Source organism: Flavobacterium sp. FlaQc-30, from assembly GCF_044005885.1.
Taxonomy (GTDB): domain Bacteria; phylum Bacteroidota; class Bacteroidia; order Flavobacteriales; family Flavobacteriaceae; genus Flavobacterium.
This window is the reverse complement of the sequence record NZ_JBIPCO010000004.1, coordinates 394,046-408,279: the sequence shown is the minus strand read 5'-3', so window position 1 is coordinate 408,279 and position 14,234 is coordinate 394,046. Positions and strand designations below refer to the sequence as shown.

At 32.6% G+C, this 14,234-nt stretch carries 10 protein-coding genes; 1 reads left to right on the top strand and 9 read right to left on the bottom strand.

Annotation, left to right across the window (positions count from 1 at the left end; all coding sequences use genetic code 11):
• Positions 1-7: 7 nt before the first annotated feature.
• Complete coding sequence (locus tag ACHRV0_RS11940) at positions 8-3,151, bottom strand: SusC/RagA family TonB-linked outer membrane protein (RefSeq protein WP_395440993.1); 3,144 nt, start codon at positions 3,149-3,151, stop codon at positions 8-10.
• Between the two features lie 700 nt (positions 3,152-3,851).
• Between ACHRV0_RS11940 and ACHRV0_RS11935 the strand changes: the two genes are divergently transcribed.
• Positions 3,852-4,517 carry a ribonuclease HII gene (locus tag ACHRV0_RS11935; protein ID WP_395440992.1) on the top strand — a complete coding sequence of 222 codons (666 nt, stop codon included), beginning with the start codon at positions 3,852-3,854 and terminating at the stop codon, positions 4,515-4,517.
• Between the two features lie 54 nt (positions 4,518-4,571).
• Here the strand turns inward: ACHRV0_RS11935 and ACHRV0_RS11930 are convergent, their stop codons facing one another.
• The 8 genes from ACHRV0_RS11930 to ACHRV0_RS11895 all read right to left on the bottom strand — a co-directional run bounded on the left by ACHRV0_RS11930 (position 4,572) and on the right by ACHRV0_RS11895 (position 14,123).
• Positions 4,572-6,071, bottom strand: coding sequence for a SusD/RagB family nutrient-binding outer membrane lipoprotein (locus ACHRV0_RS11930; protein WP_395440991.1), 1,500 nt, complete (start codon positions 6,069-6,071; stop codon positions 4,572-4,574).
• Between the two features lie 3 nt (positions 6,072-6,074).
• Positions 6,075-9,362, bottom strand: coding sequence for a SusC/RagA family TonB-linked outer membrane protein (locus tag ACHRV0_RS11925; RefSeq protein ID WP_395440990.1), 3,288 nt, complete (start codon positions 9,360-9,362; stop codon positions 6,075-6,077).
• A gap of 195 nt (positions 9,363-9,557) precedes the next feature.
• Positions 9,558-10,298 carry an SDR family oxidoreductase gene (locus ACHRV0_RS11920; protein ID WP_395440989.1) on the bottom strand — a complete coding sequence of 247 codons (741 nt, stop codon included), beginning with the start codon at positions 10,296-10,298 and terminating at the stop codon, positions 9,558-9,560.
• A gap of 63 nt (positions 10,299-10,361) precedes the next feature.
• A complete protein-coding gene (locus ACHRV0_RS11915; protein ID WP_395440988.1) occupies positions 10,362-10,931 on the bottom strand; it encodes a Crp/Fnr family transcriptional regulator in 570 nt (189 codons plus the stop codon).
• Between the two features lie 98 nt (positions 10,932-11,029).
• Positions 11,030-11,743, bottom strand: coding sequence for a lipoyl(octanoyl) transferase LipB (gene lipB, locus ACHRV0_RS11910; RefSeq protein ID WP_129023207.1), 714 nt, complete (start codon positions 11,741-11,743; stop codon positions 11,030-11,032).
• Positions 11,744-11,748: 5 nt separating this feature from the next.
• Complete coding sequence (locus ACHRV0_RS11905) at positions 11,749-12,498, bottom strand: hypothetical protein (RefSeq protein WP_129023208.1); 750 nt, start codon at positions 12,496-12,498, stop codon at positions 11,749-11,751.
• Between the two features lie 68 nt (positions 12,499-12,566).
• Positions 12,567-13,346, bottom strand: coding sequence for a hypothetical protein (locus ACHRV0_RS11900; RefSeq protein WP_395440987.1), 780 nt, complete (start codon positions 13,344-13,346; stop codon positions 12,567-12,569).
• A gap of 60 nt (positions 13,347-13,406) precedes the next feature.
• The gene (locus tag ACHRV0_RS11895; protein WP_395440986.1) at positions 13,407-14,123 is read right to left on the bottom strand and encodes a hypothetical protein; all 717 of its coding nucleotides are present in this window, start codon (positions 14,121-14,123) and stop codon (positions 13,407-13,409) included.
• Positions 14,124-14,234: the final 111 nt, after the last annotated feature.

Below are 14,234 nucleotides of genomic sequence, written 5' to 3'. Positions count from 1 at the left end.
TTTTTTTTTAAAAGTTTAAGTTTAACCCTAATGTAATAGCTCTAGATGGCATGTATCTATTTTGAGTTGTTCCATTAAAAGTTTGACTTGGATCCATCCCTTGACGTTTAGTGAATAATAATAAATTTTCACCATTTACATACAAGGTAGCATTATCCACTCCTAATTTAGTGATTAACTCTGAAGGCATCTTGTAAGATAAATTAACTTGTCTTAAAGATAAATAATCAGAACCTATTAACCATCTGTCAGAAGCTGCAGTTGATTGAGTATTTCTACTAACGTCCATTCTTGGAACATCAGTAATATCACCTGGTTTTTGCCATCTGTTAAGAGCATCTACACTTAAAGCAGATCCATAATTGTTTCCAGTATGCATAAGTGATGCATAATTAGAATCATACATTTTTCCACCTATTTGATAAGCAAATAAAACTTCCAATCTTAAACCTTTATATTCAAAATTAGTCCCAAAACTACCAAACAAATCTGGAATTGCTGAATCAGCATAATGATACAACGCTTTATTTGGATCTGTTGTTACATTAACGCCATTAACAACTCTTTGTGTCGCATCTCCTGCAACAATTAAAGTTGGATCTGATACGTATAAAGCATATCCATCAGCTGAATCTACACCATACCAAGCTCTCAACCAATAGTCGTACATAGACTGCCCAACCATTAATTTCTTAGTTCCATTAATAATCTCTTTTTGAGGCAAACTAGTAATTTCATTATGAATTGTAGATGCATTTATATTCAATCCCCATGAAAAGTCATTTGTTTTAACAACAACTCCATCTAAAGAAACTTCGAAACCTCTGTTAAACATAGAACCAATATTTTCGATTCTGTTATCAAGCCCTGAAGATAATGGATTTGGTACTGAAAATATTAAACCATCTGTGCTTCTGTTGTAATACTCAACACTACCTCTAAGTCTGTTTTTAAACAATCCAAATTCAACAGCAATATCTTTTTGAGTATTTTTTTCCCATTTTAAATTTGGGTTCCCAGCAGAGCTTGCAATAGCACCACCTTCACTCTGATTATCATATCCTAAACTAAATGTTGATAAGCTTGCATAATAACTTAAATCATCAAAACTTAAATGAGAATCATTACCAACCTCTCCTAAAGAAGCTCTTAATTTTAACTCATTGATCCATCCGCTATTTTCTAAGAAGCTTTCTCTTGAAAGTACCCAAGCACCTCCAACTGACCAAAAATTCCCCCAACGGTTATCATTTGCAAATTTAGAAGAACCGTCTCTTCTAAATGATCCTGAAAGGATATATTTATCTTTATAGTCATATCCTACTCTTGACAAATAAGACTCTGTTCCATAATTTCTTGTATAAGATGTTAGGTCAGTTACTGTCGCATAATTAATAAATTCTGGATTATCTGGAAAAACCTGACCTGTTTTAGTACCAGACAACCATTCCCTTTCGTAGTCGAAACTTTCGTGTCCTGCTAAAACTGAGATTGTATGATCACCAATTTTCTTGTCATAATTTAATAACTGGTTATAAGTAACACCAGTCATAATCCTGTTCTCTTTAGCTATCAATCCTGTAGGTGCACCGTCTCCAATTTCTGTGTTATATGTATATGTTCTGTTTAAGTAAGTCTTATCCAATGCTGCGTTTGCAGTAAATTTAAAATCTTTCAAGAACTTAAATTCAACATAAGTTCTTGCTGATAAAGCCGTTCCTTTTTGATTATCAGTATTGTTTAGTGTTTCATAAACAATATTTCTGCCTGGTGCGGCACCAGCACCTCTACGAGTTGAGTAGATTTTATCCCCAGTAACAGGATTTAACAAATAATCTCCGTTTGGTGCATGGTCATAAACAGGGTAAATAGGCCCCATATATCTAGTTGCTCTAAACGGGTTATTAAAAGAGCTTGTATTATCAACTCCGTTTACTGCCATATTAGAATCTGTAGTAGTACCAGTTAAATTAATACCAGTTTTGAACCACTCTTTCAAAGCAGTGTTAAGATTCAAACGAGCAGAAATTCTCTCGTAATCAGATTTTTGAACATATCCTTCTTCATTAAGATATCCTAAAGAAGCGAAATAGTTTGATTTATCACTTTTTCCTTGGTACGAAAAGTCAGCATTTTGTCTTGTACCAGCTCTCTCTAATTCTTTTGTCCAATCTAAATCATCTGGATATAAAAGTTTAGCATTTGGATTTAATTTACCATCTGTACCAACGATTTGTCCGTTTGGAACATTAAATGGGTTTGTAACCAATTCGATTGGAACTCTACCAGATGCATATGTGTTAGCTGCATCTATCTGAGCAGGTGTTCCCATTGGACGGCTGTTTCTAATTGCTTCCCACTCTAAAGGGTAGTAATCATAAACATTAACTCTATCGTATTCTTTAATCAATCTTGAAGTCAATCCTTGACTTACATTTAGTGAAAACTTATCTTTTGATGATTTACCAGTTTTTGTTGTAATAATAATTACACCATTAGCTGCTTTTGATCCATAAAGAGACGTTGAAGATGCGTCTTTTAAAACTGTTAAGCTTTCAATATCAGCAGAATTCAAAGTACTAATATCACCTGCAAACGGCACTCCGTCTACAACGTACAACGGTGTATTTGATCCGTTGATAGAACTAAAACCACGGATTCTAATTGCTGGAGCAGCACCTGGTTGTCCAGACGCACTTTGAATTTGAACACCTGAAGTAGCTCCTTCAATTGTAGATAAAACGTTTGTTACTGCTCTATTTTCAAAATCTTCTGCTTTGATCGAAGCAGCAGAACCTGTATAAGAACTTTTCTTTGCTTTACCATAGGCAACAACAACAACTTCGTCCAAAGATTTTCCTGAATCTTTCATTTTAACACTTACTGTTGAAGAAGGTCCTACCACAGCTGTAACCTGATCCATCCCAACATAAGAAAAAAGAAGTACATCTCCAGTTTTTGCTTTAATAGAGAAACCTCCATCAAAATCTGTTTGCGTACTAACTTTTGTGCCTTTAACAATAACATTAACCCCTGGAATAACTCCTGTATCACCTGAAACGATACCTGTAACAGTCCTCTCTTGAGCATAAGAAAACTGAATAGAAAGCGCTATCAATAGCGAATAGATCCATTGTAATTTTAATTTCATTTTGGTATATATTTGAATTAGTATGCGACAAACATCTTAATTATTTCTTAAAATAACAAGAGTCTTTTTAACAGAACACCAACATTACTTTAATAGCGCATTAACAGTAAAACGCAGTAAATCAACATTTTTTAGCTAAAACCCTATTATATATAACAATACAGCTGTATCTAGAATATATCTAATTTTATAATTTTAACACAATATTAACATTTACAACTGTAACAAAACCCTTAAAACGGAGTGCATTTTGTTTAAAATGTAACAATTATCCTAACAAAAAAAATAGCAAAAAGGCACATTTCCACACTTAACTAGTTATTTAAGTTCATTATTTACAATTGATAGCCCAAAAAATGCCCCACTTTCAACTCAATAATTTTTAATTTATTTTAACATAATAAATGCAGCTGAGAAAAAAAGAGTAAAACTTAGATGCTTCGATTACAACTTAGAATATATCTTAACTGAAACGAAAGTAACCTGCAATTTTAACAATATTAAAAAACATGCATCAAAGACAAATCAAAATCTTGACACAAAACACGATTTGTGTTTAGAACTATTCTATAGAACTACACCATTCTACTTAAATAAAAGTCTTCAAAAAAACACACTTTCTACCAGTATTGATCAATTTGCCTTTTTAATAAATTTTGAAAAAAAATTACAATATTTGCACTTCAAAAAAAAGAACTAGATGCTGCAGCTTAATTATTCAGGATTTTCATTAGAGACAGGAACAGATGAAGCAGGACGTGGTTGTCTAGCAGGACCTGTTACGGCAGCGGCTATAATTCTTCCAAAAGATTTTGAGAATACGATTTTAAATGACAGTAAACAATTGTCTGAAAAAACACGTGCACTTTTAAAACCAATTATCGAAGAGCAATCGCTTTGTTTTTCTGTAACACATTTATTTCCTGATGAGATTGATGAAATAAACATATTAAATGCATCAATGAAGGGAATGCAGGAATGTATCTTAAAATTAAGTCAAGTTCCTGAATATATTATTGTAGATGGTAACCGTGCCTTGAATGCAAAACTAGGATTAAAAAATACTGTTGGAAAACAGTTTTCTTCTGCTGAAATAGAATTGCTGAAATCTATCCCAAATACGAGTATTGTAAAAGGTGATGCCAAATTTCTAAGCATTGCAGCGGCATCAGTATTAGCAAAAACCTATCGAGATGAATACATGGATCAAATTCACGAAGAATTTCCAATGTATAACTGGAAAAAAAATAAAGGATACCCAACCAAAGAGCATCGAGAAGCAATTAGAAAATACGGAACAACAAAATATCACCGAATGAGTTTCAGACTTTTACCTGATCAACTGGAACTTGATTTTTTCGAATAAAAAAAAAGACTTATCAAAAAAATGATAAGTCTTTTTTTTAGTCATCAGATCGCTTTAGTATTTATCCCAAAACAATTTGGTATTCATTTTATCACCGCCAATGGCAATAGCTGCTTTCGTATAATTAGTTCCATTTACAGATTGCTCTTTTCCTGAATAAGTATATCGAACAGGCACTGTCAAAATATTTTTATTAATAGCAGAGGTTGGTGCTTTTAGAACAGGGAAATCTAATCGCCTGTAAGATGTCCAAGCCTCAAATCCTCTATTATAGAGTGCAAACCAAGCTTGAGTTCCAATTTTTTCCTTCCAAGTTGCACCGCTTTGAACATTGGTATAATCCACTTTAGGTTTTGCCAAATAAGCTGTTGCATCTGCTGCTGTTAATCCCCAGTCCAGCATTGACGCTGTAATTCCAGCATCATAATATTTTTTTGCTTGAGCAGATCCTCCCGGAATTAAGTTCTTCTCTGCAGCTTCGGCCAATAAAAATTGTAACTCCGCATAATCAAACAAAGTACCCGGATATGTTTGACTATTAAATGTTTTGGTTAGGTGAGAAGAACTACTGTATACATTTGCTTCTCCATAAGTCCCTCCAATAAAAGTTCTCCCTGCAGGAAGAACAGGTATTGGAGTATCATTAACGAAATATTTAACCATTCGAGGATCTCCCACCGCATCCATAGCTGCAACAAAAGGCTCAGCAGGAACAAAATCTGTTCTATTACTGGCAACTAAATCTGTATACAACGGATTTTGATTACCTGTAGTAGTTAAATAAACCAATTTTGTATTATCTGCATTACTTGAAAGCACACCATTTGCAAGAGCAGCCTGAAGCTGAACTGCTGCATAATCAGGTTCTACGTCCGAAATATTTACAGATAATCTTATAATTAACGAATTAACAAATTTTGCCCATTTCAAATTACTTGCTGCATTTCCCGAGTAAATGATATCAGCACTTCCAAAATTAGGGCTCGAAGCATTTTTTTTAAATACAGCTTCATCTTTTATCAATCTAGCTATAAGATCTTTATAAATTGTTTTAGCGTCATCATAAACTGGTAAAGGATATTTTATAATATCTCCGGCTTGTGTATAAGGAATGTTTCCAAAAGTATCAACCAATATGCTGTAGGAGTAAACTTCAAGTACATCAATAAGTGCCAGTTTATTTTCTTTTATTACAGCTTCAGAATCTGTCATAGTAGACTGAGATTCAATCATTGATTTAGATTCAAACAAATCAAATAATACATCTCTATAGAAAGCATTAAAATGATTATCAGGTATTTTTCGTCCCGTTAAATCGTATTGACTTTCGTTAGGATAAGTAGTTTCTGCCCATTGTTGAGCAAACAATCTAAAAACATTGTTATTAACGCTTGTGCTTACCATTTGGTCTACTATTTTTTTCTGAGCATTGGTAAACAAATATTCTGCCTTAGTAATAGTTGGCTTTTTAGGATCAACATTTTTATCTGTAAGATCATCACTGCATGAAGTCATGATGCCAATAAAAGAGATCAGTAAAAGTATTTTTTTCATGATTTAAAATTTTAATGTTAGATTACATCCTATGTTTCTTGTAGTAGGCAATGAACCGCTTGAATATCCTGCTGATAAGTTACCTGAACTCAGTCCGCTTTCTGGATCAGCACCTGGAAGATTTTTATGAATAATCCATAAATTAGAGCCAACTAATGACAATTTCAAACCTGTCAATTTCATTCTAGATACAACCTCCGAAGGAAAACTATAAGTAATACTTGCTTCTCTTAATTTGATGTAACTTGCATCGTATATAAATGCTTTTTGTGGATTTTTTGTATAGCCATAAATCCCTCCTGCTACTTCTGGAGCTGGAGTTCTTGTCGTATTTGGCGTTCCATCAGCATTAACACCTGGCAGTATAACTCCGCCGCCATTTGCTAATGTATTTCGAACCGGATTTCCTAATTCATTGTAACCAGCAGTTGACTCATATAAACCTGAATTTTGCCCATAATATTGATCTAATGAAAAGATGTCTCCGCCCTTTTGCATATCAATCAGGAACCCTAAAGAAACTTGTTTGTAAGTAAATTTATTTCTAATTCCTCCTAACCAATCAGGAGTAACATTTCCAATAACATTTGTAGTCGTTGATGTGATCGCATAAGTTCCATTATTCGTTATTTTTTGTCCATCTTTTGCATACACATAATCAGCGCCAATAATATCTCCATACGGCTGTCCTTTTTTCGCAACAATACTTACTCCGCCCTGAAAAGTTCCTAATGTCAATATTTCAATACCCTCTGTCAATTCAACAACAGTATTTTTATTTTTAGACCAGTTTACAAAAATATCCCATTGAAAATCTTTCATTTTTACTGGGGTCATATTAAGCTGGACTTCTATCCCTTTGTTCTCTACTGAACCTGCATTTACATATTTTGAAGAATACCCTGTTCCTGTAGAGTAATCAACAGGAAAAATTTGATCAGAGCTCAAACTTTTGTAAATACTAGTATCAAATCCAAGTCTTCTATTAAAAAACTGCATCTCTAAACCAACTTCTTGAGAGGCTGTTTTTACAGGACGCAAATTTGAATTAGCGGCAATACTTGGTTTTGAATAAAGAGGATTTGATCCAAAATTGTCGAACTTATCAAAAGTGTCTTGTAACGCATACAAATCAATATTTCCTTGTGGATTTTCGGCATAACTTACCCTAAGTTTCCCAAACGAAAGCCAATCTTGATGAACATGTTTGGTAAACACATAACTTGCTGATGTAGAAAAAGTATTAACCGCATTGTTTCCTTTTGGCAAAGTCGAAAATGCATCATTACGTACTGTTCCTTCTAAAAATAAGAAATCCTTATATCCTAATGAAGCCGAAGTATAAACACTATTAACTCCTGAATTTTCTTCTTTTTCAATAGGAAATGGTGCTGCTGATTTAGAGTTTGTCAATGAATATATTCCTGGAATTATTAGTCCTCCCTCTGTAGAAGCTAATATTGAAGTACGACGTGTTCTTAAGCCATTTACACCAACCAGACCATTTAAAGAAAAATTGTCCGTTAACTTTCTATTAAAATTCAGTGTGAATTGATAATTCTGTTCAGAAAACATTCCATTATATCTTTGGTATCCAGAAGGCACTGATGCTCTGCTTACACCAAATACAGCACTGCTTGCACCATCGGCTCTTCTTTCTTCACGAAGTTCAGAATAACTATCAGTACTTGCTTTTCCTGTAGCAGATAACCAGTCTGTTAATTTATAATCTAATTGTACATAACCTATAAAACGATTTCTTTCATCAGATTGAAAATTTTTATATCTCGTAAAATAGGGATTGTTAGCAGATTTAGAAGATATATCACCATTTGCGGGATCTTTCATGTTCCATGTTACGTTTTGTCCTCCCGAATTTTCAAAAACAGTTTTCAGCTCTTTTAAATCAACATTTAAAGGCCACCATTGTCTAAAACTACTTGCTACATTATCTCCACTGTATCCTGTAGAGTTTCTTCCAACCGTAGATTGAGCCAAATAATTTGCAAAAATATTTGCTGTAAGTTTATCCGTAAATTTATGATTTAACTTAAGGCTTAAATTATTTTTCTTAAGTTCACTGTTTGGCAATATTCCATTTTCTTTATAATTATTGTAGTTGATAACAATATTGGTCTTTTCATTTCCATCTTCAAAAGAGATAGAATTATTGAAAATTTGTGCTGTTTGAAAAAAAGTAACAGGACCATTTGCCGCAGCCACCCAAGGTGTTTTTTTACCATAATTTGAAGAGTAAGGCGTGTAAGCATTCCATTGATAAACAGACAGATTTGGATCAAAAGCCACACCATAAGATGCATCATCAAATGTGGTCGAAACTTGATTACCATTTTTATCTATTACAAAAAAAGCTCCGGTAGGTCCTACAGGAATACCTTTCGGATTGCCTTTATCATCATAAGTTGGTCCATAACCTTGACCATACTTATTTTGATAAGTAGGAAAAGTGTTTTTATCAAGTGAACCAATTGTTACTTCACTTGAAACAGTTATACCCATTCCCTTTTTTGCTTTCCCTTTTTTAGTGGTAATCATGATTACGCCATTACCAGCCTGCCAGCCGTACAAGGCCGCGGCTGCAGCTCCTTTCAATATATTAAGAGATTCAATATCGTCTGGATTTATATCCATACCAGCATTACCGTAATCGTAAGTATTTCGAACTCCCTCGGTTTGTTTTGCCGAATTTGAATTAATATTACTATTGTTAATCGGCATTCCGTCTATAACAATAAGCATCTGATTATCACCCGTAAGGTTCTTAACCCCTCTTGATACAACATTAGTAGACCCTCCAAAATTGGTGTTTTTTCTAACATATACACCAGCTGCTTTTCCAGAAATTTCATTTAGGAAATTTCCGCTGGCAACACCCGAATTCAAATCAGCGCCTTTTATTTCTTGTGAGGCATAACCAAGAGATTTCTTCTCTCTTTTAATTCCTAATGCCGTTACAACAACACCATCAAGTTCATTAGAAACACTTGATAGTTTTACATTCACAACCGCTGTTGCAGCAGATAATTCCTGAGTTTTCATTCCCATGTAACTAAAAATCAAAACCTCTCCTGGAGATGCTTTTACAGCATATTTTCCATCAATATCTGTTTGAGATCCTTTTTTAGTTCCTTTAACAAGAACACTAACTCCTGGAAGAGGAAATCCGCTTTCATCGGAAACTTTTCCAGAAACAACTCTTTCTTGAGAGAAAGAAATTTGTATAATTAACATCATAAATAATATTAAAATACATTTAAACTGTAATTTCATTTTTGCTTAGTTTTGGTTAGTATTTAGCAAAAATGAAATTATTTTCTTACGAAAACAATAAATAAATGTTAAATTTAAATCTTTTTCCTACTTTAATTTACGATATTTTAACTTTAATCTTATAAATAAAACAGGTATAAAACCAAGATTTACTAACAAGCAAAAGGGATTCCGTTTGCATAAACAGTAAAAAAATCAGCTTAAACTATTTATTTTTTTGAATGCAAAATGTGGAGCAATTCTAAAAAGCACATATAATAACTTTACCTTCGAAATTCTTATTTCCAATTTGTTCTTATCAAGTCCTTTAAACACTTCTGTAACAGCCTTTTCTGAAGATATAGCAATTTTAGGAGGCTTACCATTATGCCAAGGCGTATTTACAACTGGAAATAACACCTCAATAATCTGTATTGGTTCATTTTTAAGCTGATACCTCAAGACTTGGGTAAAGGAGTGCAAGGCTGATTTTACGGCATTATAGAAAGTATAAACACCTCTTGGTACATACACCAAACCAGTAGTAATATTTATAACTTTCGAATTTTTATTTTTGATCAGAATAGGATATAACAATTTTATCAAACGAACTGGAGCTTCAAAATTGGTTGAAATTTCATCATTCATTTTTTGCAAAATCAAATCATCTTCTATAAAAGCCGTTCCATGAACAATCGCAGCGTTATTAATCAAGATATTTATCTGAGGGTAATAAGCCTCAATCCATTTTGCAAACACTTCACATTCATGCTCATTTGCAATATTACAAGGATAAACAATTAGATCGGGCAGTATTCTTTGAGCTTCTTTGAGTTTTTCAACAGAACGTGAACAAGTAATTACTGTATTACCTTGTTTTAAAAACTGTTTACACATTTCAAATCCTATACCTGAACTTCCTCCAGTAATAACGATAGTACTATTCGTGATTTTCATAGCTCAATATTTAAATTAAGCATCAAAAATACCCATCGTCGCAAAACTATGCATTGATCTATGTTAAGTCTTAAATTTTCTTCTAATTCTACTAAGTGATTCAGGTTGAATACCCAAATATGAAGCTATAATTTGCTGCGAAACTCTACTTTCTAAATTTGGAAACTCAGCAACAAAAATTTCATATCGTTTTTCTGCATCCAAAAGCAGTAATTCCCGCTCTCGTTTCTCTTTAACACAAAAAGCTTTTTCTAATATTTGAAGTAAAAAACCATTCCAAAAAGAGTTTTTCTCTTTCATTTCCAGCCATCTCAAATAATCAATTTCTAAAATTTCTGCCTCTTCCAAAACTTCAACCGAAAAATGAGAAATACTATTATGAATCATTGCTGAATAGGAACTTATAAAGTTATTTTCGGTAATGATGCTTTTTGTAAACTCGTTACCATTTTCATTACTATAAACATATCGAAACAATCCTTTTAAAACGAAAGCCATCTTACGCGGAATTTGACCTGCCACAATAAAATAATCTCCTTTATCAATTATTTTATGCTCGCATATATTCGATAATTCCTCCAGCTCTTTTTCAGGAAGTCTTAAACTATTTAAAATTGCTTTTTTATCGATCATATCCATATCTAAAACAGAAAAACCCGTTGAATATAATTTCTATAAAAGCAATTATATTCAATAGGTATAAAGTAAATATTCAAAAACTAAAACTAGTTTTAATTTGATTTTTCTGTAATAAATTCAGCTTCAAATAAATGAGCCAAATGTTTATTGATTTTAGACTTTACTTCTTCCTCATCAACACGTTCAACACCGAGTTCAACATTTAAAGAAGTAACGCCTTTACCACGAATACCGCATGGAATTATATTATCAAAATATCCTAAATCTACATTTACATTTAATGCAAATCCGTGCATGGTAACCCAACGCGAAGCACGAACGCCCATTGCACATATTTTACGCGCAAATGGTGTTCCCACACCAAGCCAAACTCCGGTTTCACCTTCACTCCTGCCCGACTCTAATCCGTATTCTGCCAAAGTCAGAATAATTGCTTCTTCTAAAAAACGTAAATATTTATGAATATCTGTAAAGAAGTTTTCTAAATCTAGAATTGGATAACCCACAACCTGTCCCGGTCCGTGATAAGTAATATCACCTCCGCGGTTAATTTTGTAAAAAGTTGCTCCTTTGGCTTCAAGCTGTTTTTCGTTTAATAACAAGTTCTCTAGATCACCACTTTTGCCTAAAGTATAAACATGAGGATGCTCAACAAACAATAAATAATTGGGAGTTGGCAAATCAAGTTCTTCCCTTCTATTTTTGATTTTTAAATCAACTATAGCTTTAAAAAGCTCTTCTTGATATTCCCACGTCGATTTATAATCTCTGTTTCCTAGATCTTGAAGTTGAATTTTTTTATTCATTTTATTTATTTTTCAAACTCTACTTCAAAGTTGAGTTTGTCAGGATTCTCCATATAATCCGTAAAAGGGTATTGAATTGTAATTGATTTTCGATCATCACTGAATAACGCATTCGGATTTGATACTTTTTTGATTTTTTTCGGGAAATGATAACTCACAACGTAAGTTGAAGATGCAAACATCATTTTTGACATTCCCGCAGAATCTTTAACCATTTCGGCAACTTTTTTAGGATCTATTATAGCCTTTCTAGTAAACTTTTTAGCATCATATGTATAAGTCAATACACTATTATTGTTCCCAATACCATTCCCTAACGGACTTGCTCCTGCTCCTCCTTCAAGTTTTTGAAGCACATTGGCAGTTTGCAAAATATCCTGCAATTCATTTACATTTTTAAAATCAGTCGATAAAGTCATTAAAAACTGCTTTTTCTCACTACTCATTTTAGTATGAACAGCAAAACTTTCTAGTTTCTTCAGTTCTTTTTGAACCTCTGGAGACAACTTTGCAATACTATCTTTTTTCTCTTCAAATAATTGCTTGAAAGTAAAACTAGAATCAATATCTTTTTTGGCATCAGCTCCCATTTGACTTCCAATTTGGTCGCCTGCCATTTCCATCAAAGCAGACCCATCCATATCTACAGAAAATTTCCCAGTTCCGTTATCATTAATGTAAATACTTTCCGTAAAAGTACAACTTGTTAAAAAGGCTAATAAAAAAGAAAAACTTAATAATTTTAATAATTTCATCGTTGTGTAATTTTTTTATCAAATATACGAACTCTATTCAAAAGAATATTACTTTGTAAACTCGCTGATTAATCCTCAAATATTACCTTAAATCCAATATTCATATTGCTGTTGTCCTGCATATTCTCTAAAGGAACATCATAAATAAAACTCTTTCTATCAGCAGCAATCACAGCATTTTTTAAAGAAACCGTTTTTATCTTTTTAGGAAAATGGTATTCCATCGAATATTTACATTCCTTCATCATATCCTCCATTTTCTTCGAAAAAGGATCATCTTCCTCTTTTCCCTTTTTCTTTTTAGGCTTCGAAACTGCTTTTTTATTATCCTCAGTACTCGAAATCACTTTAGTAAAACTCTTTCCATCATAAAGGAACGAAGTAGAGTTATTATCCTCCGATTTTGGTGCTGCACTTAAAGCTCCAAGTCGCTTTTTATCAGAAAGAGCTAATTTTTCCATCGCCTGAGTTGGAGATGCCATTTTTTGAATACTGTTTAAATCAGGAAAATCAAATATCATATTATACTCCATTTGCTTTTGCTCTTCGTTCACCTTTAAACTAATTTTAAAATTCTCCAGAACCTTAAGCATTTCTTTCTCTGCTGCCGGCAGTTTTGCTATACTATCTTTTGCTTTATCAAATAATTCTTTAAAATTAAACGTAGTATCAATAACCTTTTTATCCTTTAAAGAATCTGAACTTTTCATTCCCATTTTATACATTCCCGCCATGTCAAATCCATACGAAAAAGACCCTGAGCCATCTTCATTTATAACCACTTTTTCTTTAATAGTGCAACTTGACATACATAATACTGCAAGGATATAAAACAGTCCTTTTTTCATGATTTTAATTTTTTGGTTAGTAAGCTGCGAAGATACCTTCTTTTGATAATAATTTAAGTTTTATTCTAAAATCACTTCCAAATTTGTCAATTCAGGATTCTGTACGCAATCAGAAAGCTGAAATTCTAAACTTAACGATTTTCTATCGGCACTTATAACTGCTTTTTCGTTTGAAACCGATTTTATCTTTCTTGGAAAATAGTAGTTCAAAACATAAGATTGTTTCAATTTAAAATTGGAAAACATTTTTTTCTTATCCTGCACTTCTTTCATTCTTTCATCAAATTTTTCTTGGTCCGTAATTATCAAATTTCTTCTAAATGTAACACCGTCAAAACTGTATTTTATTTTATAAAATGGCTTAACTATTGTATAATTTTCTTTTAAACAACTTGCTAAACTAAGGCTTTCATAAACATTAGGAACTTCTTCTATCTTTTTAAAATCGCATGAAACAATATTAAAATTCTCCATCTGAATTGGATCCATTTTTACATGCATTTTCACATTAGAATGTTCCTGAAATAATGCTTGATCTGATTTACTAAATCGCACAAAAGTTTCTTGATATTTAGTAATGTAATCTTGAAAAACAAATATGGTATCAATAAATTTCTCCGAAGAAGGACTATTTTTCCCTAACTGCATAACACTATTTTCATCTCTAAGACTGTAAACTTCAATATTTCCAGTTCCGTCTGGGTTTATTATTATTGTTTCGGTTATAGTGCAGCTTGTAAGCAGAATTAACAATAAAAAGGCTGATATAAATTTCATTTTTTAGGATATTCTGAGTTTTTATAAGTCGCTAAGATAACTAGATTCTGATTCAATTTCTTACAAAACTATTTTATTTTAAAACAGTACATAGTCCCCACGCCAGTCTAT